Raw genomic sequence first — 20306 nt, 5'->3', positions numbered from 1 at the left:
GTACGGTCGGAAGATGCTCCAGCGAACCGCCGCCGTCACCGCAGCCCTCGTGATCACGCTCGTCTCGGTCACGGGGTGCGCAGCCGGGCCGGGAGGCACAGCCTCCTCCGCCACGTCAGCGGCGGTCCCGCAGCTGGACCCGCAGGTCGCATCCACGCTCGACGACGCACTCCGCACCGTGCAGGCGAGCCCCGGCGTCGCGAGCGCGACGAACCGGATCGAGCTGCACCAGCGCTACACCGCCGCCGACGGAACGGACGTCACGCCACCTGGCCTCGACGCATGGAACAACCGCGACGCCGGCCCGGCCGCACCGCCCCCGATCGGCGCTGTCTCCCCTGACGACCCCGAACTCCCGCCGGCGCCCACGCCCGCGGCTCGTCCCACACCCCCAGCCGGTGCGACCGAGACGCACTCGTTCTCGAGCGCCTTCGTGGTCACGATGGACCCGGACGCAACCCCGTCGGAAGCGTCCGCGGTCCCGGTCGCGATGGCGGAGCGGATCGCCTGGACCGGTGTCACCCTCACGCTGCAGGTGCCGGCCGGGCCGGGACACGTCCTCTCCACCGTCACCTACTCGGGCACGTTCGACCAGCACATCCCTGACGAAACCGCCCTCGGTGTCGCGTCCGGATTGGCCACGCTCGCAGCCACTCCAGGCGTGACCGGACTCGAGGCGAGCATTCCGCAGACGATGCGCATCGACTACGGCTCGCTGACGATCGGGGTCTCCCCGGCGGACGACGCCACGCTCGCGCGGGTACACGGGGTGATTGACGGAACCGCGTTCGCGGGGACGACGCTGCACGGGTCGTTCGGGAACGGGGCGAAGCCCTAGTCGGAGGCACGACCGCATTCCGGCCGGCGACCATGGCACAAGTCGTGACCACCAGCCGCTGTCTGGTCACCGATCGGCCAGCGAGACGGCGGGACTAGGGCTACTGAGATCGACATGCTCCTCGACCGGACTGCCACACAACCTGTCCAACTCCGTATTTCAGGACACGTTGTGTGGCAGTCGGACAAGTCAGCTGGCGGAGGACAACAAGTCGACGCCAGCGCTAGATGGTCTGGGATGAACGCATCGTCGTCGTCCTCGCCAACAACCCGTCTGCGTTCTCCGCCAGCCAGATCGTCCGAGCGCGGATGGGTATCGGCAGGAGCGCGCGCCGTGGCCCTTCAGCATTCAAGCCCCGGCCCCGACCACACATCGGCCTCGGCCGCCGACCACGCGATCCCACGCACACGCGCGGCCAGGCTGAACATGACTCACCAGACGGTGTGCGCAGGGAAGGAGGAACAAGGGGGTGTCTCTTAATCGTATGGTCCATGCGATTACGGCCGTATGGTCCATGCGATTACGGCGTTGAGGACGACTGCGGCGCGGTAGACGATCGCGAGCTTGTCGTACCGGGTCGCCAGGCCCCGCCACTGCTTGAGGCGGCAGAAGCCGCGCTCGATGGCGTTCCGTTGCTTGTAGTCGACGGGATCGTAGGAGACGGGCCGGCCGCCGCGGGAACCACGCCGCTTCCGGTGTCCCTGCTGGTCGCGGGGCTCCGGGATAATCGCCTCGATCCCGCGGCCGCGCAAGTGCCGACGGAACGCCCGGGACGAGTACGCTTTGTCACCGCGCACCCGGTCCGGTCGCGTGCGTGGCCGGCCCACTGGACGGACGACACGCAGCTCACCGAGCAGCGGCAGCAGCATCGGGGAATCGCCCGCGTGACCGGGCGTGAAGAGTCACCAACGGAAGTCCGCGACCGTCGACGAGTTGGTGGACCTTTGTGGACAGGCCGCCGCGGGACCGGCCAAACCCGTGGTCAGACGGCTTGAGCCGGGAATCCGTGTAATTCGACGAAGCCCCTGTGGTGCGGGTGATGTTCGTCGCGTGCTGATGCGCGCGGGCGATCGTGGAGCCCACCGACACCGACCAGTCCACCGCGCCGACTCGGTCGGCCTGTGCGGTCAGCGCGAAAAGCACCGAGTCCCAGGACCCGTCCGCGCTTATCCGGCGGAGCCACTTTCACACCGTCCGCCACGGCCCGAGCGTCGCAGGCAGGTCACGCCACGCGATGCCGGTCCGGTACCGGTAGACGATCCCCTTGACCATGGTCCGGGCGTCCAAGAACGGTCGGCCCGCTTGGCCCGTCCGACCCGGCAGAAACGGGCCGATCATCGCCCACTGATCATCCGACAACAACTCGAACCGCGACACGCGTCCCAGCGTCGCAGCCACGACCGAAAACCAACAGGAGACACGGCCCTAGCTGGAACAGGTGCTCCATCGCTTCGTGCGCGCCTGTGCCGATGAGGAACGGCTGAAACGGATCAGTCGATCGGGGGAGCACGCTGTCCGCGGCGAACGACGCCGGGCACTTCATCATCCCGCTGACTGCCGACGGGCTGATCTCCTTCCGCCGGATCCGCTTCAGCGCGGCCGGATTCTCGATGACGAGGGTGCGTCCGGACCACTGCGCTCCTGCGAGGGCTTGCGCGGACCTGCCGCTATGACTGCTCATGCCTGGGTCTATGCACCGCACAGCATGGCGAGCGACTGAGTGCGCTGCTCGCTTTGACCACTTGGCCTGCCGAGCGGTTGCGATGGAGTCTGTGCATACCTTCAGTGCTTGCGGACGCTAAAGACGATCTGATGGCTTGCGCAGTATTGGCAGTTCCTCATAGCTTGCAACTGCGGGGGAAAGTTCCCCTCCGGAGGGGACAACGGTGAAGCAACGAAAAAAGTTTGTTTTCGGTACCAAGGCAAAGGTGGGGTCGGCGGCGCTGGTAACGGCTTCGCTCGTCTTTGGGGGAGCGACGGCTGCGCACGCGGAAGGGAACTTCACTTCCTACATGACGCAAGTTCAGCCGACATTCTATAGCCGTGATTGGACGGATAATAACCGTGATGCGACCAGTACGGTAATCACGCTGTCGCATTGCAAGGTGAACAAGGGTGGGGCAAGAGTCGGCAGCACTAAGCTGTCATCGGTCGAGATTTGGCTGCACTACGGCGACGCCTACACCAAGCCCAAGAAGATCAAAAAGTCTTGCGGGACCTACAACTTTGGACGAATCTCGGGGCGCGACACTGGGAACTCGTTCGAGATCCATGCGATCAACGGCATCACGGACCGCGGCGCAAAGATCTTCCTCAATGCTGACGTCAAAGTCGTCTACTGAGCCGGCGGGGATCGGATTATGAAGAACAAGATGACTCCGCGCGGAGTTGTGGCAGGACGTTCCGGTAGAGCCTTCGCGGCCGTTAGCGTGGCACTGGCGCTAGTCCTCGGCACTGCGACTGCCGCTCACGCCGAAGGCAGCTGGACCAGCGACATGACGCAGGTCCAGCCCACCTTCGAGAGCAGGACTTGGGCTGATAAGAACCTGGACGCCGCTCACACCATCATCACCCTCAGCAACTGCAGGGGGAACGCAGCCGGCAAGAGCGTCGGGAGTAAGCGGATCACATCGGTACGAATCACCCTGAGCGGAGGCGCCTCCATCACCAAGGCGTGTGGGACCTACGACTTCGGGCGCACGGCCGACTCGCACTACAACAGCTTCAAAGTCAGTGCGATCAACGGGAAGACCGGCGCGAAGAGGAAGATCTTCCTCAACGCAGACGTCAAGGTAAGCTTCTAGCTTGCACACAATGCCCGGGTCATCTACCCGGGCATTGTGTGGTGCCGCCAAACTCCCAGTTGAAGGTCCTGCATGAGCTCTGAAGATAGATCACGACGGTTGCGCCTTCGACGAACGGCGTCCGTTGTTTTTCTGGTTGGCGGTATTTTGCTCATTGCCCTGGCGGCCGGTAGCACCCTCCTGCGAGTGCCGCTTCTCGGGATCTTCCTCGCAGCTCAAGCATTTTGGCAAATGTTGCTTGCTGCTGCCGTGATCGTCTTGCTTATCGGGCTGGCGATTACGGCCCTCTCGCGGAAGAGGGACCTTTTGGTGCTAAGTGCGGTTGTCTCGCTCGTAGCAACCGCTGGACTGATGGTCTCAATGACGACCCGTTCCCAAGTGACGAATCCTGCAGGCATACAGAAAACGGGCGAACTTCGAATCCTCTCCTGGAACACTAATCAACAGGATGTCTCGGTCGAGCAACTTGAGCACCTCATTTTGAAGCTGCACCCCAACGTTGTGGCTTTGCCGGAGTACTTCCCGCAGGTCGCGAAGGGGACGCTGAGTAGTGTCGCTGGCGAGAATGACATGCAAATTGTTGGCAGTGAGAATTCTTCGGCAACGCTTCTCGTGTCCAAACAGCTCGGCGACTATCGCATCGTCGACGCTGCGAACACTCCCGCCTGGGCCGGCTTCCTTGCGCAATCGTCTGACGCGGCAGCACCGCCGTTGCTCGTGGCGCACCTGCAGCGGCCGTCGATTGTCGGCGCTTCGACCTGGGCCTCGCACATCGCATGGGTCCGCGACGCCTGCTCGACACGTGCAGGGGTGGTCGCGGTCGGGGACTTCAACGGCACCGACACCAATATCCGGTCTGCTGGGCAGCTGGCGTGCGATGATGCGGCCTCCTCGCTGGGCATTGATTCGACGGGCACGTGGCCTGCCAATCTCCCAGGTGGTGTGGGTGCTGCTATTGATCACGTGATGGCAACGAAGAACTGGAAGGCACGTTCGTACGCCGTGCTCGGCGGTCAGGACGCAGGCGGCAGCGACCACCGCCCGATCTTTGTCACGCTGGACAAGCGGATGTAGCCCAGCTCGCGGAGCATCGGGCGGTCATCCCGGCAACCGATGTGTTCCGCCCCGGGTTTAGTAGAGGCTCGGTAGTGCCGCTTCGACGGTAGTCGGAGCGGGGTTGTGACGGTAATGGCCTTGCTCGAACTCGACCGGCGGGGCCATGCCGAGTTCACCGTGCAGACGGCGGTGGTTGAACCAGTCGATGTACTTGACCGTCGCGATCTCAAGGTGCTCGATGCCGCGCCACGGTCCCTTGTTGCGGATCAGCTCGGCCTTGAAGATCGAGTTCCTCGCCTCCGCGAGGGCATTGTCATAGCTGTCGCCCTTGGACCCAACGGACGCGACCGCACCGGCCTCAGCGAGCCGGTCCGTGTAGCGAATAGCTCGGTACTGGACTCCGCGATCGCTGTGATGGATCAGCTGTGACAGATCTCGGTTCTCGCGTTGCCGGGTCCAGATGCCCATCTCGAGGGCGTCGAGGACGAGGTCGGTGCGCATGTTCCGCGACAACTGCCAGCCGATGATGCGGCGGGAGAACACGTCCGTGACGAACGCGGCGTAGACCCACCCGGAGAAGGTGCGGATGTAGGTGATGTCGGCGACCCAGAGCTGGTTCGGGCCGGTCGCGGTAAACGCCCGCTGCACCAGATCCGCCGGCCGGTCCCCGACCGGGCCCGGAATCGTCGTCTTCGGCCCCTTCCGCTTGGACACGGCGTGCAGTCCGGTGGACCGCATGAGTCGCTCAACGGTGCAGCGGGCAATCACGTGCCCCTCCGCCGTAGCTGTGCGTGTACCTTCCGGGCGCCGTAAACGCCGTAGTTGGTCCGGTGCACCCGCTCGACCTCGACCGTGCGGGCAGCGTCACTGATCGACCGCGCCGACGGTGGTCTGACCTTCACCGCGTAGTAGCTCGACGGGGCGACCTGCAACGTGCGACAGATCGGCTCGACCCCAAACTCGTGCTTATGCGCGTCGATGAGCTGCGTCATCTGCTGGAGGGGCGGTCGAGCTCCGCCGCGAAGAAAGCCGACGCCGACTTCAGAATCTGATTCACCCGCCGCAACTCCCGAACCTCGCGTTCGAGTTCCGCAATCCGCTGCGCGTCGTCGGTCGTGACGCCGGGCCGGTCACCCGCGTCGATCTCGGCCTGCTGCACCCAGTTCCGCAGCGTCTCCGGATTGATCCCGAGCTGTTCACCGATCCGACGCAGCGCACCGCCTCTGGTGTTCGGGTCGCGGCGCGCTTCCACCGCGAGTCGGACCGCTCGCTCCCGAAGCTCCTCCGGGTACTTCCTCGGTGCTCCCATGACTCTCATCCTCCCGTGGATTGAGAGCCTCCATCAGACCCGGGGCGGAACAGGACATCCAGTCGCAGTCGCCACCGCCCCTTCGCGTTTGGTAGTGGTCCGACCGACCAAGTGCCAGGTGTCTCAAACGACCGTTCGTGGCACACGTGAACGTCGTAGCTCGGCGAGCGATGCTTTGACGGCGTGTCTTGTGGCGTAAGTCAGGACCGAAATCTATGCGCCGTTACCGGCTGGCCGCGACGAGTTCCGCTACCTTGCTGGACCCCGAGATCGGACGACGGATTGAGCGTCGGTGTGGTCTTCGTCATGCTCGCGTCTGAGCGCGGCGTTGTAATGCCCCCAATCTGGCTGCTCACCGGACAGCAGGGTTTGGGCAGCTCTTCCCCGAGAGCGGCGAACGGGAACCAGTGGTAAGAAGCCTCTGGAACCACCTGTGGCATCGCCTCAAGCAGCTCGCGCCGGCCGTGCTCGCCCGCCGCTCAGCGCGACGCTTCTCCTCTGTCCGCAGCGACAGGATCGCAACTCGAGGCAGCCAGCCTCGCCGCAACGGAAGTAGGGACCCGATGTCCCTTCGATTCACTTCGGTCCCCCTGCAAAACGGGCAGTTCATCTGGCGCCTGCACTCATCGAAGAACGAGCTGATGGCCCGGGCAGGGACAGGGCTCGAAACGTTGGCTAACGCCCAGCGCGCGGCGACGGTCTTCAAAGCCGCCAGCTCAGGCGTCCGTTTCGTGGTGTACGTCAACGCAGTCGGAGAGTGGCGGTGGCGAGCATGCCGTTCCCACGTTGATCTCGCGCGGTCTGGCCGAGCTTTCCCCACCGAACTGTCGGCTGAACGGGCCGTCGCGCGCGTGCGACAGGGCGCTGGCTTCGCCACAGGCGCTTGAATGCGCGCTCTCTCGAACCTCGAGCTCCGTGAGGAATCGGGGGCGGACTGCCGCCTTCGCGGGGACGCCTTCTTCGCACCTCAATCTGTTGTTGGGCGCGAGAGCTGAACCCTACGGGCCTGCCTCCTGCATCCCAGGCAGCCTCGACCCGTCCTACCCGATGGTGCTCAGCGAAAGGGTCGCTTGAGACGTCTTGCGACCGTTTTCGGTGAGCAGGCGACGGTTTTCTCTGAACAGTCACAAACAACTCCCCTACTGCGGCATGTCCACGAACCGCGAGAACATCCCGTGGAACGCCACGGTGATGGTGTCCGTCGGCCCGTTGCGGTGCTTCGCCACGATGAGGTCCGCCTCACCCTGCCGCGGGTTGTCCTTCTCGTACGCCGACTCACGGTGCAGCAGGATGACCATGTCGGCGTCCTGCTCGATCGACCCGGATTCACGCAGGTCGGAGATCATCGGCTTCTTGTCGGCGCGCTGCTCGGGTCCACGGTTCAGCTGCGACAGCGCGATGACCGGAACCTGCAACTCCTTCGCCATGAGCTTGAGCGCACGCGAGAACTCCGAGACCTCCTGCTGGCGGCTCTCGACCTTCTTGCCCGAGGTCATGAGCTGCAGGTAGTCGATGACGACGAGCTTCAGGTTGTGCTGCTGCTTGAGGCGCCGGCACTTGGCCCGGATCTCGACCAGGGTCATGTTGGGGGAGTCGTCGATGAAGAACGGGGCGTCGTTGATGCGGCCGCGGGTCTGCGCGATGGTCGTCCAGTCGCGGGTGTCGACGGTGCCCTTGCGCATGTTCTGCAGCGGCACGCTCGACTCGGCGGAGAGCAGACGCATCGCGATCTCGGCGCGCCCCATCTCGAGCGAGAAGAACGCGGCGGTCTGGTTGTGCTTGAGCGCGGCGGCTCGGCACAGGTCGAGCGCGAGGGTCGACTTGCCGAGTGCGGGTCGTGCGGCGACGATGATGAGCTGCCCGGGGTGGAAGCCGTTGGTCAGGGCGTCCATCTGGGCGAACCCGGTCGGGACGCCGGTCATCTGCCCGTCGCGCCCCTTCGCGGCCTCGATCTCGTCGATGGCGGTGCCGATGGCCTCGGTCAGGGGGACGTAGTCCTCGGTCTGCACGCCACCGGCGACGTTGTAGACCTCGGCCTGGGCGCTGTTGACGAGGTCGGTGACCTCGCCCTCGCTGGCGTAGCCCATCTGCACGATGCGGGTACCGGCCTCGACCAGGCGGCGCAGCACCGCCTTCTCGGCGACGATCGCGGCGTAGTACCCGGCGTTCGCCGCGGTCGGCACCATGCTGGTCAGGCTGTGCAGGTACTCGGCTCCGCCACCGCGGGACAGGAGGCCCGTCTTCGTCAGCTCGTCGGTGACGGCGATGACGTCGGTCGGCTCACCGTGGGAGTAGAGCGACAGGATCGCGTCGAAGATCACTTCGTGCTTGGGGATGTAGAAGTCCACACCGCGGGCGGTCTCGATGACGTCGGCGACGGCGTCCTTCGACAGCATCATGCCGCCGATGGTGGACTGCTCGGCAAGCATGTCGTGCGGGGGAGTCCGGTCGGAGTTGCGCTCGGCGTACTCACGCGGGGCCGGCTCCAGGTGCGCGATCGACACAGGTGCTCCTCAGTGTTCATGACGGTGCTGGTGGACGGCGGTGGACCGTTCCCCACCGAGCAGTTCTACCCCGGGCGACCGACATCCCCGAGTCGCTGGGCCAAGCTACGGGTACGGAGTTATCCCCAGCAACAGGCCCTGTGGACAACTCTGTGGAGAGCTTGCGGAACACGCCGGGGTCCTGTGTGGATGGTTGTGCACTCTGCTGTGGAGAACTCGCCAGAAGAACACACTTTCGATGCTTGACCGGGGATTTCCTGTTCCACACCATGTGTGGAGAACTCGGCTTCAAGTGGGAGTCGAAGGTTCTCCATCGGGGCTGTCACTGTGCAGAACCGACTTGACAAACGGCCGCTCCGTCCCGATCCACTCGGCTGGCTCCCAGCCAGCCGGATCGGGGCAGCGCGTAACCAGCCAACCGTGTTTCTGCGGCCGGACCTGCTCAACCGACCCGCGCCTCCAGGACGGTCGCGACACCCGCCGACACGCCGTCTGGACCGACCGAATCCGTCCCACCCGGCGCGTCGCCCGCGACGACCTCGACGGCACCCACCGCCGCACCAGCGCCGGCACCCGCACCCGCGGCTCCGACCCCGGCCCAGCCACCGCCACTGCCCGTACCCGATCCGGTGCGCGTCGCCCCGGTGACCATCGGCACCTGCACCGTCGACGCGATCCCGGTCCCCAGGTGCACGAGCGCCGTCCCCGGCTGCACGCGCGGCGAGATCGACGACCGCGAGATCCGGACCCCCACCAGGTCCCCGGCGAGCGTGTCCTGCGGGGACAGCAGCGCCCCGCGCCGGTTCTTCTTCGCGTCCACCTGCCACCCGCCGAACCCGGCAGCGAGCCCCGTGGTGTTCCCCCCGAGCACGAGCCCCTGCCCGTTGTCGACGAGCCCGCGCACGAACGTCCGCAGCTCTGCCTTGGCGGAGCAGTCGATGAGGAGCTCCCCGTCGTCGACGACGAGCACCACACCGGGCCGGTCGAGCAGCACCGCGACGTCCGCCGGGGTGACGTCGTCGCCGGTCACGGTCGCCAGCACGCCGGGCAGCTCCGCCAGGTCGCGCACAGCGCCCGGCCGCGGGGCGAACACGACGATCGGCGTCCCACCCGCCAGCAGCGAGCGGGCCATCGCGGCGACCATCGTCGACCGTCCAGCGCGCGACGGCCCGGCCACCAGGAAGGTGCCGCCGCCCTCGCGCAGGTCGACGGTCTGCAGCGCCATGTCGTCGCCGCCGATCCCGGTCACGGCCACCATGGGCGCGGGAGCGGGTGCCCCGTCGAGTGCGAGGGCTCCGTCGAGGTCCAGGTCCTTCGGCAGGGAGTCGACACGGAACGGCCGGATGCGGGGGAGTGCCAGTGCCTCCTCGTCGGTCCGGACACGTCGGGCGAGGGCCTGCACGGCCGCCGTCTGCCCCTGCCCGGACACGTCGTCGCCGAGGGTGGCGATGTGCACCTCGGTGCCGCTGTCGGCCCGGAACCCACGGCCGGGCGGGATCGACGCGGGCAGCTGCCGGTGGTTGATCCCGCCGAGCGAGTAGTCGAGGCGGTCCGTCAGGCGCAGGACGAGCTTCTCGTCGGTCAGGGTCGTCATCCGCGACGCGAGCAGTGACCGGTCGCCGGAGATGACGACGTGGATGCCGGCTCCGGCACCGTCGCGCAGGAGCGACTGGACCGCGTCGGTGAGCGAGCCGCCGTCGACCTCGCCGAGCGTGGTGGTGAAGTTCTCCCACCGGTCGATCAGCACCAGGACGTGCGGCAGCCGCTCCGCCGGCACGGCGCCCGCACGCTGCTCCGTGATGTTCGCGGCTCCCGCCGCCGCGATGACGTCGTGTCGTCGCGCCGTCTCGCGGGTCAGCCGTTCGATGAGCCGGGAGGCGCGTTCCACCTGGGTGCGCTGGGCGACGGCTCCGCAGTGGGGGAGCGTCTGCAACGCGGCGAGGGCGCCGTTGCCGCAGTCGACGGCGTAGAGGTGGAGGTCCGAGGACCGGATCGCGCCGGCAGCGGCCGCGGCGAGGGTCCGGAGCGCCTGGGACCGTCCGGAACCCGGCGCCCCGACGACGTACATGTGGCCGAAGCGGTCGAGGTCGATCGTCGCGGCGCGCTGCTCCTGGGTGTCGGGCAGGTCCTCGAGCGCCCATGCGAAGGATATCGGTGAACCGTCAGGACCGGTTACCTCTCCGCCGTTCCGGGCTCCGACGGCTGCCGAGGCCACCGCGGTGAGCGGCAGCGCCTCCGGCAGGGGCGGCAACCACGGCGAGTGCAGCGGCCCGACGTCGGCCAGGTCCCGCGCCTCCCGCATCGCCCCGACGAGCACGGACAGGTCCGTCGCCGCCGACCCGGAGCCGGAGCGCGCCGGCCGTTCAGGGGGCGTCATCGCGAAGTCCCGCCAGCCGAGCGCCCGGACGAAGGGCAGCGCGGCGGCCGGGTCCTGCTCGCCCGACCAGCGTCCGCCGACCCGTGCCGACTGGAACGGGACGACCGACGAGTGCCCCAACCGGGCGTATGCCCGTCCGGGCACGCTCTTCGGGATGCGTGCCGCATCGGCCACGTCGATGACGTCGGTGCTCTCGCCGCCGTCCGTCATCCGGAGTGCGACGCGCAGGTTCGTGTTCGCCCGGATGTCCGGTCCGACGACGCCGCCGGGTCGCTGCGTAGCGAGGACGAGGTGCACGCCGAGCGAACGACCACGCTGTGCGATGCCGATCAGTCCGGCGACGAAGTCGGGCAGCTCGCTCACCATCGCGGCGAACTCGTCGATCACCAGGACGAGCCGCGGCATCTGCTCGCCGGCGCCGCCGCGGACCAGGTGCGCCTCGTGGTCCTCGATGTCCTTCGCCCCCGAGGCGGCCAGCACGTGCTCGCGACGGGTGAGCTCGGCGCGCAGGGACCGCAGCGCACGCTCGACCAGGTGCTGGTCGAGGTCGGTGACGAGCCCCACGGTGTGCGGCAGCTCGGACGCGACGCTGAAGGCCGCCCCGCCCTTGTAGTCGACGAGCACGAACGTCATCCGGTCCGGCCGGTTCGCCGCCGCCAGGGACGCCACCAGGGTCTGCAGGAACTCGGACTTGCCCGACCCGGTGGTGCCGGCGACCAGGGCGTGCGGACCGTCCCGCACCAGGTCGAGTTCGAACGGTCCGTCGATGCCGATGCCCACGACGGCCGAGGTGGTGGGGGAGGTCGACCGCCACCGCGCCGCCATGCCCGCACCGGTCGGCTGCGGCAGGTCGAGCACGTCGAGCAGTCGTGCGGCGTCCGGCACCAGGCCGTCCCCGTCGGAGCCCGAGGTGTCCCGCAGCGGCGACAGCGCCCGGGCGACCTCCTCGAACCAGTCGTCGTCCACGCGGTCGGCCAGCACGAGGTCGACCGGGGCCGCGAGCTGTCGGCGGAGGACGAGCTGCGTCTCGGAGCGGTGCAGCACGGTGGCGACGCACTCCTCGGGGAGCTGCCACTCCTCCCCGTCGATGCAGACGAGCCGGATGCCGCAGGCGGGCCCGTCGCGCAGGAGGCCGACGACCCCGGGCATCGCCCGCAGCCGTCGGGCCCCGTCGAGCACGACGACGATCTCCGGCGAGAACCGGCGTCGGCTGTTCACGTTCTTCTGGCGCTCGGCCCGGCGCTCGGCCAGGATCTGCGTCAGCTCGGCCAGGCGTCGGCCGATCGTCTCGGCGTCGGCGCCGATGAGGGCGAGTGCCTCCTGGCCGCCGGTCGGGCGCAGGTGGGGGAGCCACACGGTCCACGCCCAGTCCTCGACCGCCGTCCGCGAGGTGAGCACGACGAACTGCACCTCGCGCGGGCTCTGCGTCACCGCGAGCTGCCCGAGCACCCACCGCCCGGTCCGGCGCGGCCAGGCCCCGGGCCCGGCGATGCCGATGACCCCGACCTCGCCGAGCGGCACCGTGACCGGCACGTCGCGGGTCCACCGCGGTCCCTGGTCGAGGCGGTCCTGGTCCCGTTCGTCGTCGACGGTGACGGTCGCCGGCAGGTCCCCGATCCCGACCCGCACGTGCAGGTGGTCGGCGTCGGTCGGCCGGCGCTCCCACAGCCGGCGGGTCGGTGTCGTCGCGGTCAGCCGGAGCCCCGCCGCGTCGGCCGCGTCCGTCCGCCGCTGGTCCCGTTCCGCCAGCACGGCCGCGTCGACGGCGGCCTCGATGGCCGTCACCCGGGCCGCGTGGTCGGCGAGCGCCCTGCGGTGGCTCTTCTTGCCGGTCTTCCGCGCGGTGACGGTCTGCCCGATCACCATGATCGGGGTCATCGCCGCGAAGAGCAGGTAGAACGGCGAGTGGAAGACGGTCGCCATCACGATGCCGAACATCGCCGGCACGAACACCATGATCCAGGGCAGGGCGGACCGCTGCGGCGGCACGGGCGGCTTCGGGATCCGGAACGACGTCGGGCGGAGCGGGGGCAGCAGGCGCGGCGGCCGGTTGAAGTCGAGCTGGCCGGAGTCCGGCGGCCGGAGCAGCATCCGGTCCACGACGGCGACCGGCTGCACGGTCAGGGCGGTCTCGCCGACGCGGAGCAGCGCTCCCGCCGGCCACGCGACCCACTCCGTACCGAGCGTCTCGCCGTCGAGCGCCGCCCCGTCCACCAGGGTGCTGTCGACGGCCTCGTCCGGGGTGACGGCACCGGCGGGCACCGCGGTCGTGACCGACCTGGCGCTCGAGAAGGACACCGCGCCGGGCACCCCGCCGACGTCCGTCCCCGCGCCCTGCTCGGGCCCCTCGTCCGGCCCGTCGTGGCCGCCGTGCGGACCGGCGGACGTGTGCGCGCCGTCCGCGCCGTACCCGTCCGCACCGTGCCCGTCCGCACCGTGCCCGTCCGCGGTGGGGGCCACCGCCCGCCGGACCGTGACGGACCCGTCGAAGGCAATCCGGGCCTCCAGGGCGGGCAGGCCGGCGGAGGCGGCTCCGGTCCGCGTCGTCCCGTCCGGGGTGACCGCGATCCGGACCGTCCCGGCGCCCACGCGCACGGTGCGGCCGCTGCCGACCCCTCCCGCGACGAGCAGGTCGACGAGACCGCGGCGCGGACCGTCGACGGCAGGCGCGCCGATGTGCAGGACCGCGCCGTCCACCAGGCCGCTGTCCGCGAAGGTGACGTCCCCGTCGGCCGCACCGAGCGGCAGCGGTGCCGTCCCGGCCCGCCGCGCGACCGCATCCACCAGGGTGCGCATGCTGACGTGTCCGGCCGCGTCGACGAGGACGTCGGACCGGTCACCCGTGCCGTCGTCGACGACGGTGAGCAGGACCCGCATCAGGCGGCCGGCTCCGCCACGGTGTCGGTCGGCGTGCTCGCGGGCGTCGACAGGGCGACGTCCACCCAGCGGACCGTCCCGAGCTCCGGCGAGGTGAGCACGCCGTCCCGTCGGCAGGTGAGCGTCCACCGCGCGAGCGCTCCTGGCTGCAGGGCGACGACCGCCCAGCGTCCGGTCGGCCGCTCGAGCAGCCGCGCCAGTTCGCGACCGTCCGTCCCGCCCGGCAGGGTCCGCACGACCAGGAGGCCCGGGGTCGCGTCCGCCGCGACCGTCGCCACCGCCTCGTGCACCGACACGGACCGCGCGGGACCGAGCTCACCGTCACCGATGCCGACCGTCAGGACCGTCGTGCCGGTCGACCACGGGGCGGTCCGGACCTGGTCGGCGATCCGGTGCGCCACGGCGAGACGTGCCGCGCGGTCACCGCCGAGCGCGACCGCCCCGCCGATCGCCGCGAGGTCCACCACGACCGTGCCGTCGGTGTCGCTGCCCAGGCCGACCGCCGTCGCGAACCGGTCCGTGGCGGTGCCGACGAGCCCGAGGGCCTGCAGCGCCGGCATCGGGGCCGACCACGAGCGGCCGTCGACCGTCGCGGTCCAGGGCACGGGCGGAGCGACGGTGGGGGCGGCCAGGTCCAGCCGCACGGTGGGGCCGACCGAGGCGCGGACGAACCCGGGGAAGACGACCCCGGCCGCACGGCACGAGGCCTCGACGCTGCGCAGCACCCGGTCGGTGGTCCACACCGAGCCGTCGTCGCGGCGGAGCAGGTCGGCCCACGCCACGGCGTCCGTCGATGTGCCCCGGCGCATCGCGATGACCGTCGGCACGACGATCGCGACGGTGGCGACGAACACCAGGACCGCGATACCAAGTACGGCGTGCGACGCCGGGTGCAGGAACGACCAGGTCACGCACGACCACCGATCTCGGCCAAACGCTGTTCGAGCGTGGTCGGTTCGACGCCGGGCACGTCGGTCCAGCGGAAGGTCGTCATCACGGCGTCGAAGAGGGTCACGAGGGCGTCGGCGATGCGGGCGTCGGTGGTCACGGCGGCCGGGGCTGCCTCGGCCGGGGTCGTGCTGGCCGGGTTCGTGCCGGCCGGGGTGGCCTCGGCCGGGGTGCTCACGGCGCTGAACGACATGACGACCCAGCGGCCCGGACGGTGCGGGACCGGGATCGTCCACACCACCTGCCGGTCGTCGACGGCGGGCAGCTCACCCGCCACCTCGGCCGGGACGGCGCGACGGACGAGCGTCTCGGTCCGCGCCGCGATGCCGCCGTCGACCTCGCGGAGGCCCGGGTCGCTCGGGTCGTACCGGTCCGGCAGGGCGTCGGCCAGGATCTCGGCGACCACCTCGGCGGGCTCCTGCTCGGACTCGTCGTCGACCTCACTCTCGATGATCGAGGCCGCGGGCGTGAAGCCGTCGACGGGCTGCACGGGGAGGTAGACCGCCGTCGCGCCGGTGTCACCCGCCTCGACGACCGTCGCGAACAGGCGATTCCGCATCTCCTGGCGCAGCGGTTCGGCTCGGTCGCGCGGCAGGTCCTCGGGCAGCGCCCGGTCGACGACCCGGCGGACCTCGGCGCCCAGCTCGGCGCGGTGCTCCTCGTCGGCGGGCAGCCGCGCCCACCCCGGCGGGACGACCACCAGGAACGAGGCCAGGGGCGCGGTCACGCTGCGGCCTCGTTCACGACGCTGCCGACCAGGGCGACGACCGCGGGGGTGAACACCGGGACGACTTCGAGCTCCCGGGTGCGCCAGAGCACGCGGGTGTCGACGCCGTCCTGTCGCCGGACCGCGCACACCGAGGCCCAGATCGCACCCTCGTCGTCGACGTCGTGCCGGGTGACGAGGGGCCCCTCGCCGCCCAGGTGCTCCGGCAGTTCGTCCACGTCGGGCGGGTCGGTCGGCAGGCCAGCGGTCGCGCCGGCGAGGGTGAGCAGGTCCGGGGTGTCCTGCTCGACGACCCCGACCGACACCACCACGGGTAGCGGCCAGCGGTTCGGCACACCGAGTCCGGCGACGAGTCGCTCCCCGGGCTCGAGCGCGGCGGCGAAGGCGAGCAGGTCCTCGACCGTCGCGGCGGTGTCCACGTGCCGGGCGGCGGCGAACACGGTCGGCTCGTCGTCGGCCGACTCGTCCGCGGGGTCGGGCTGCTCGCCGTCGTGCTCACCGCGGTCGACCTCGGCGATGACGGTGAACAGCGTCTCGACCTGCGCACGCCACTCGGGGGTGACGTCCTCGGGTGCCGGCACGACGAGCCACTCGGGCAGGTCGACGTCGATGCGCGAGGTCACGGCGGAGGGAGCGGGCATGGTCCTGCTTTCGGTGGAGCGGCGGTGGGCGGCTAGAAGCCGTGCGTCAGGGTCTTCGCGGCCTCGTTGTAGCCCGGCAGCCGCTGCTGGTCGGTGCCGAACCCGGTCGGCTTGAGTCCCTGGCCGTAGACGATCGTGTTGCCCCAGCTGGCGACGACGCGGCCACCGGCGGCCCACGAGTGCCAGGTCGGCGACGCGGCGATCTGGACGCCGTACTTCGTCCACATCTCCTTCTGCATCGCCAGCATCTCGTTCTGGCGGTCGACGCTGAACAGCCGCTCGGCCCGCCAGTCCCCCTTGACGAAGACGTCGCGGAACTTGCCCTTGTCGTCGTTCCAGAGCGCCTTGCCCGGGTGCCACCAGTTCGGCTTCTCCCGGAACCCGCCGATGGTGCCCTTCGTCCGCGCCGCGGCCAGGCCGTCCTGCACCTTCTCGATGTCCTTGCCGATCGTGCGCACCTGGGCCAGCGCGGACTGCACGCCGTTCGGGGTCGTCCGCGCGCTCAGGGCCTTCTCGATCTGGAACGACCGCTTGTTCTGCAGCTGCTGGATCTTCGCGAGCGAGTTCTTCTCGAACCCGGCCATGCTCTTCGTCAGACCCGCGGTCTTCAGCGTCGACACCGCCTTCGTCAGCGCCCCGCCGACCCCGACCAGGACGAGCCCGACCGCAGCGGTGATGACGTCGAGCCACGAGCCCTCGCCCATGCCCGCGAGCGCGATGTTCGCGACGAGGACCACGGACGCGGCCACCGCGGCCATGAAGGTGAACATGCCGACGCCGGGGATGATGATCGCCAGGACCGCCAGCGCGATCCCGATGTAGGTGAAGATCTTGACGAGGATCTTGAGCAGTTTCGAGAAGAACGCCTTGATCTTGTCGCCCAGGGTGTCGTGCAGCCCGTCGTCCCACGCGGCCCGGATCGTCGACGCGGCGGCACGTCCGGCGCCGTTCAGCGTGTCCACGGCCCGTCGGAGCCGGGCGGTCGCCGCGTCGGCACCCGACCGGGCGTCCTCGGCGGCGCGGTGCTTGGCGTCGACGGCACCCTGCTCGTCCGCGGTCATCGGCGGTGCGTCGGAGGCGCGGCCCTGGGACGGGTCGGGCATGCCGGTGGCGCGGGCGCCGGCGGCCGAGGCGTCCTCGGCCTCGCGGAGGGCGGTGGCGGACTCGTCCAGGGCGGTCTCGAGTTCCGGCACGTACCCGGTCAGGGCGTCGCGGATCGCGTCGTAGCGGCCGGACATCTTCAGCAGCGAGGACGCGACCTCCCCGCTCTTCTTCCGGACGGCGTCGGCCGAGGCGCCCTTGAACTGCGACTCGTCGCCCTCGCCGATCTTCCTCAGGACGTCGGCCTCGGAACGGATCTCGTCGGCGATGGACCGGTAGTAGGTGACGAGCTCCTGCACGACGGGGACGTCGGCGACGATCGGGTCGGACCCCTCGCCGAGGAGCGCCCAGTTCCCTCCGCGGGCGGGCATCAGGCGGCCGTCCCGTCGGTGTGCTCGGTGGTCAGCTTGTCGGCGAGGTCCTGCTCGAGCGAGGACCAGTTCTCGACGGACTTCTGCATCTTGTCGTGCAGGTCCTTCACCGCGCCCTTCATCTTGTTGCGGTGGATCTTCCAGTCGCCGGAGAAGTCGTGCATGGCCTTCTGGACGTCGTGCTGCCCGTAGACCTCGGTCAGGGCGCGGTCGTCCGACTTCTGGTGCTCGAGCTCGTCCGAGATGTGCTGCAGCTTGGTGGCCGAGTCCTCGAGGACGGCCTTGGTGATGATGAGGTCTGCCATGGGTGCTCCCGATCGATGCCCGTGCCGGTGGAGGTGGACCGGGCGGCCCGGCTCTGGGCCGCCCGGTGTCCCGCGCTACTTGATGGCGTTCGCGAGCTCGGTGTCGGTCTGCTGCAGCGCCTCGGCGGCCTTGTTCAGGTACATCGACATGCCCTCGAGACCCTCGATGGTCTTCGTGGCACCGTCGTTGAACTCCTGGTACGAGTTGCCGAAGGCGACCGAGGACTGGTCGGTGACGTAGCCGCCGGAGATGAGCGAGTCCACCAGCGCCTTGAGCTCACGGAGCTTCGAGGTGATGTCCTGCTCGCCGTTGACGAGGCGGGTGGCGGCGTCCTGCATCTCGCCGTAGGTGACGTTCAAGTTGGGCATTGCGTGCTCCTGGTCTCGATGTCGTTCACCTCCGGAACCGGAGGCCTCGACGACCGTACCGAGCGGTCCACCCCCGGACGAGGGGGTTCAGACCCTGTTCACCGAGCGTTCCCCGTCGGGCCGACGAGCGGCCGGGAGGCGCACCGACCGGACGACAGGCGGGTCCCCGTCACGACGAGCGGGTCGCCGTCACGACGCGCGGGTCACCGTCACGACGGGTGCCGACGGCGGACGCACCGTCCGGGGACGACGAAGGGCGGGCCTCCCGTTCGGGAGACCCGCCCTCGGCGGTGCTGGGTGCTGCTACTTCGCGGCGACGACCTTCAGCGAGATGGTCGCGACGATGTCCTCGCGCAGACGCACGGTGGCCTCGTGGTCACCGACGGTCTTGATGGTCGCGGGGACCTCGACCTTGCGCTTGTCGAGCGAGCCGACGCCCTGCGCCTGGACGGCGTCAGCGACGTCACCCGGGCGGACGGAGCCGAAGAGACGACCGTCCTTGCCGGCCTTGACCGACAGCTGGATGGTGGCGTTCTCGAGCTTCATCTTGAGGTCCTGGGCCTCTTCGATGGTGGCGAGCTCGCGCGCGGTACGAGCAGCACGGATCGACTCGACCTGCTTCTCGCCGCCCTTCGACCACGACACGGCGAAGCCCTGCGGGATCAGGTAGTTGCGGGCGTAGCCGTTCTTGACGTCGACGACGTCACCGGCGGAACCGAGGCCGGAGACCTCGTGGGTGAGGATGAGCTTCGACATGTGTCGACCTCCGATCAGCGGCCGGAGCCGGCGTAGGGGAGGAGCGCCATCTCACGGGCGTTCTTCACGGCACGGGCGATGAGGCGCTGCTCCTGGACGGAGACGCCGGTGATGCGACGGGCGCGGATCTTGCCACGCTCCGAGATGAACTTGCGAAGGGTCGCGACGTCCTTGTAGTCGATGACGCCGACCTTGATCGCCTTCGCGGGAGCGGCGTTCTTGCCGCCCTTACCGCGAGGCTTCCGGCGGTCGCCGGTGCTCTTTCCAGCCATTGTTTGTCCTTAGAGAAGAAGTTGTGTCGTCAGACCGCTGAGGATCAGAACGGGGTCTCGTCGTCGTAGGTGCCGCCGGGGGTGCTCCACACGTCGTTCGACTGTGCGTTGCCACCGCCCTGCTGACCACCCTGCGGGGACCACGGGGCGTCGGACTGACCGCCGCCACCGTTGTTGTTCCAGCCGCCGCCGTTGCCGCCACCGGAGTTGCCCCCGGCGCCGCCACCGACCTGGCCGCGTCCACCGCCGCCACCGCCGCTGCCACCCGGTGCACGGGTGATCTGGGCGGTCGCGTACCGCAGCGAGGGGCCGATCTCGTCGACCTCGAGCTCGATGCTCGTGCGCTGCTGACCCTCACGGTCCTGGTAGGAACGCTGACGGAGACGACCCTGCGCGATGACGCGCGAGCCCTTCGTCAGCGACCCCGCCACGTGCTCGGCGAACTCGCGCCACACACTCGCACGGAGGAACAGCGCGTCGCCGTCCTTCCACTCGTTCGCCTGACGGTCGAACGTGCGAGGAGTCGACGCGATGGTGAAGTTCGCCACGGCGAGCCCGTTCTGCGTGTAGCGCAGCTCCGGGTCCGCGGTGAGGTTGCCCACCACCGTGATGACGGTTTCGCCGGCCACGGGCTACTCGGCGCTCGCGGTCGCGGTGGCCGTCGCGTTGGCGGCCTTGCGGGCGGCACGGGCCTCGTCGCGCTGCTTCTGCGCGGCGACCTGGGCCATGCCCTCTTCGGCGCGGAGGACCTTGGTGCGCAGGACGGCCTCGGAGAGACCGAGCTGGCGGTCCAGCTCCTTGGCGGAGTCGGCGGACGACGTGAAGTTCACGACGGCGTAGATGCCCTCGTTCTTCTTCGCGATCTCGTAAGCGAGCCGGCGACGGCCCCAGACGTCCACGTTGTCGACGGTGCCACCGTCGTTGCGGATGACCGCGAGGAACTTGTCCAGGCTGGGAGCGACGGTGCGCTCATCGATCTCGGGGTCGAGGATCGCCATCAGTTCGTACTGGTGCATGCGGAACCCACCTCCTCTGGTCTCAGCGGCCCCGG

Annotated in this window: 16 protein-coding genes, 2 pseudogenes and 1 other annotated feature; of the genes and pseudogenes, 4 read left to right on the top strand and 14 right to left on the bottom strand. The window is 69.4% G+C overall.

What is annotated here, in order from left to right; all coding sequences use genetic code 11:
* Window positions 1-13 precede the first annotated feature (13 nt).
* The gene (locus KM842_RS13515; protein ID WP_216259148.1) at window positions 14-838 is read left to right on the top strand and encodes a hypothetical protein; all 825 of its coding nucleotides are present in this window, start codon (window positions 14-16) and stop codon (window positions 836-838) included.
* A gap of 497 nt (window positions 839-1335) precedes the next feature.
* On the opposite strand, the pseudogene KM842_RS13510 reads toward KM842_RS13515, so the two are convergent.
* Window positions 1336-2215 (bottom strand): annotated as a pseudogene (locus KM842_RS13510) (IS5 family transposase).
* Window positions 2216-2724: 509 nt separating this feature from the next.
* Between KM842_RS13510 and KM842_RS13505 the strand changes: the two are divergent.
* The 3 genes from KM842_RS13505 to KM842_RS13495 all read left to right on the top strand — a co-directional run bounded on the left by KM842_RS13505 (window position 2725) and on the right by KM842_RS13495 (window position 4716).
* Window positions 2725-3180, top strand: a complete 456-nt coding sequence (locus KM842_RS13505; protein WP_216259147.1) for a hypothetical protein — start codon at window positions 2725-2727, stop codon at window positions 3178-3180.
* Between the two features lie 18 nt (window positions 3181-3198).
* Window positions 3199-3642 carry a hypothetical protein gene (locus tag KM842_RS13500; RefSeq protein WP_216259145.1) on the top strand — a complete coding sequence of 148 codons (444 nt, stop codon included), beginning with the start codon at window positions 3199-3201 and terminating at the stop codon, window positions 3640-3642.
* Window positions 3643-3714: 72 nt separating this feature from the next.
* Window positions 3715-4716 carry an endonuclease/exonuclease/phosphatase family protein gene (locus tag KM842_RS13495; RefSeq protein WP_216259143.1) on the top strand — a complete coding sequence of 334 codons (1002 nt, stop codon included), beginning with the start codon at window positions 3715-3717 and terminating at the stop codon, window positions 4714-4716.
* 57 nt (window positions 4717-4773) lie between these two features.
* Here the strand turns inward: KM842_RS13495 and KM842_RS13490 are convergent.
* The 13 genes and pseudogenes from KM842_RS13490 to rpsF form a co-directional block, all read right to left on the bottom strand.
* Window positions 4774-6007: pseudogene (locus KM842_RS13490) on the bottom strand (IS3 family transposase).
* Window positions 5616-5729: a sequence feature (AL1L pseudoknot), on the bottom strand. Its footprint overlaps the pseudogene before it by 114 nt.
* Before the next feature lie 1139 nt (window positions 6008-7146).
* A complete protein-coding gene (dnaB, locus tag KM842_RS13485; protein ID WP_216259141.1) occupies window positions 7147-8511 on the bottom strand; it encodes a replicative DNA helicase in 1365 nt (454 codons plus the stop codon).
* Window positions 8512-8953: 442 nt separating this feature from the next.
* Window positions 8954-13765, bottom strand: a complete 4812-nt coding sequence (locus tag KM842_RS13480) for an FtsK/SpoIIIE domain-containing protein (RefSeq protein WP_216259139.1) — start codon at window positions 13763-13765, stop codon at window positions 8954-8956.
* Complete coding sequence (locus KM842_RS13475) at window positions 13765-14676, bottom strand: hypothetical protein (RefSeq protein WP_216259137.1); 912 nt, start codon at window positions 14674-14676, stop codon at window positions 13765-13767. Before KM842_RS13475 ends, KM842_RS13480 begins: the two co-directional genes overlap by 1 nt.
* Entirely contained in the window at window positions 14673-15440 is a 768-nt protein-coding gene (locus tag KM842_RS13470) for a hypothetical protein (RefSeq protein WP_216259135.1), read from the bottom strand. Before KM842_RS13470 ends, KM842_RS13475 begins: the two co-directional genes overlap by 4 nt.
* The gene (locus tag KM842_RS13465) at window positions 15437-16081 is read right to left on the bottom strand and encodes a hypothetical protein (protein WP_216259133.1); all 645 of its coding nucleotides are present in this window, start codon (window positions 16079-16081) and stop codon (window positions 15437-15439) included. The genes KM842_RS13470 and KM842_RS13465 overlap by 4 nt, the downstream gene beginning before the upstream one ends.
* Window positions 16082-16113: 32 nt before the next feature.
* Window positions 16114-17553: a hypothetical protein gene (locus tag KM842_RS13460; protein ID WP_216259130.1), complete on the bottom strand. Its 1440-nt coding sequence runs from the start codon at window positions 17551-17553 to the stop codon at window positions 16114-16116.
* The gene (locus tag KM842_RS13455; protein ID WP_216259129.1) at window positions 17553-17858 is read right to left on the bottom strand and encodes a hypothetical protein; all 306 of its coding nucleotides are present in this window, start codon (window positions 17856-17858) and stop codon (window positions 17553-17555) included. Before KM842_RS13455 ends, KM842_RS13460 begins: the two co-directional genes overlap by 1 nt.
* Window positions 17859-17933: 75 nt before the next feature.
* Window positions 17934-18227 carry a WXG100 family type VII secretion target gene (locus tag KM842_RS13450; protein ID WP_216259127.1) on the bottom strand — a complete coding sequence of 98 codons (294 nt, stop codon included), beginning with the start codon at window positions 18225-18227 and terminating at the stop codon, window positions 17934-17936.
* A 303-nt stretch (window positions 18228-18530) separates the two neighbouring features.
* Window positions 18531-18983, bottom strand: coding sequence for a 50S ribosomal protein L9 (gene rplI / locus KM842_RS13445; RefSeq protein WP_110902890.1), 453 nt, complete (start codon window positions 18981-18983; stop codon window positions 18531-18533).
* Window positions 18984-18997: 14 nt separating this feature from the next.
* Window positions 18998-19255 (bottom strand): 30S ribosomal protein S18, encoded by a 258-nt coding sequence (gene rpsR, locus KM842_RS13440; RefSeq protein ID WP_056121021.1) that lies wholly within the window; start codon window positions 19253-19255, stop codon window positions 18998-19000.
* 44 nt (window positions 19256-19299) lie between these two features.
* Window positions 19300-19884, bottom strand: coding sequence for a single-stranded DNA-binding protein (locus KM842_RS13435; RefSeq protein WP_216259125.1), 585 nt, complete (start codon window positions 19882-19884; stop codon window positions 19300-19302).
* Window positions 19885-19887: 3 nt separating this feature from the next.
* The gene (gene rpsF / locus KM842_RS13430) at window positions 19888-20271 is read right to left on the bottom strand and encodes a 30S ribosomal protein S6 (RefSeq protein ID WP_216259123.1); all 384 of its coding nucleotides are present in this window, start codon (window positions 20269-20271) and stop codon (window positions 19888-19890) included.
* Window positions 20272-20306: the final 35 nt, after the last annotated feature.

This window comes from Curtobacterium sp. L6-1, assembly GCF_018885305.1.
Lineage (GTDB): Bacteria > Actinomycetota > Actinomycetes > Actinomycetales > Microbacteriaceae > Curtobacterium > Curtobacterium aetherium.
The sequence above is the reverse complement of the archived record's forward strand: the minus strand, read 5'-3'. Positions and strand labels throughout refer to the sequence as shown.

Bases quoted from the DNA above. Each gene is read 5' to 3' on its own strand.
- KM842_RS13515 (WP_216259148.1), top strand. From the start codon at position 14: ATGCTCCAGCGAACCGCCGCCGTCACCGCAGCCCTCGTGATCACGCTC.
- KM842_RS13500 (WP_216259145.1), top strand. From the start codon at position 3,199: ATGAAGAACAAGATGACTCCGCGCGGAGTTGTGGCAGGACGTTCCGGT.
- KM842_RS13495 (WP_216259143.1), top strand. From the start codon at position 3,715: ATGAGCTCTGAAGATAGATCACGACGGTTGCGCCTTCGACGAACGGCG.
- KM842_RS13480 (WP_216259139.1), bottom strand. From the start codon at position 13,765: ATGCGGGTCCTGCTCACCGTCGTCGACGACGGCACGGGTGACCGGTCC.
- KM842_RS13465 (WP_216259133.1), bottom strand. From the start codon at position 16,081: ATGCCCGCTCCCTCCGCCGTGACCTCGCGCATCGACGTCGACCTGCCC.
- KM842_RS13460 (WP_216259130.1), bottom strand. From the start codon at position 17,553: ATGCCCGCCCGCGGAGGGAACTGGGCGCTCCTCGGCGAGGGGTCCGAC.
- KM842_RS13455 (WP_216259129.1), bottom strand. From the start codon at position 17,858: ATGGCAGACCTCATCATCACCAAGGCCGTCCTCGAGGACTCGGCCACC.
- KM842_RS13450 (WP_216259127.1), bottom strand. From the start codon at position 18,227: ATGCCCAACTTGAACGTCACCTACGGCGAGATGCAGGACGCCGCCACC.
- rplI (WP_110902890.1), bottom strand. From the start codon at position 18,983: ATGTCGAAGCTCATCCTCACCCACGAGGTCTCCGGCCTCGGTTCCGCC.
- rpsR (WP_056121021.1), bottom strand. From the start codon at position 19,255: ATGGCTGGAAAGAGCACCGGCGACCGCCGGAAGCCTCGCGGTAAGGGC.
- rpsF (WP_216259123.1), bottom strand. From the start codon at position 20,271: ATGCACCAGTACGAACTGATGGCGATCCTCGACCCCGAGATCGATGAG.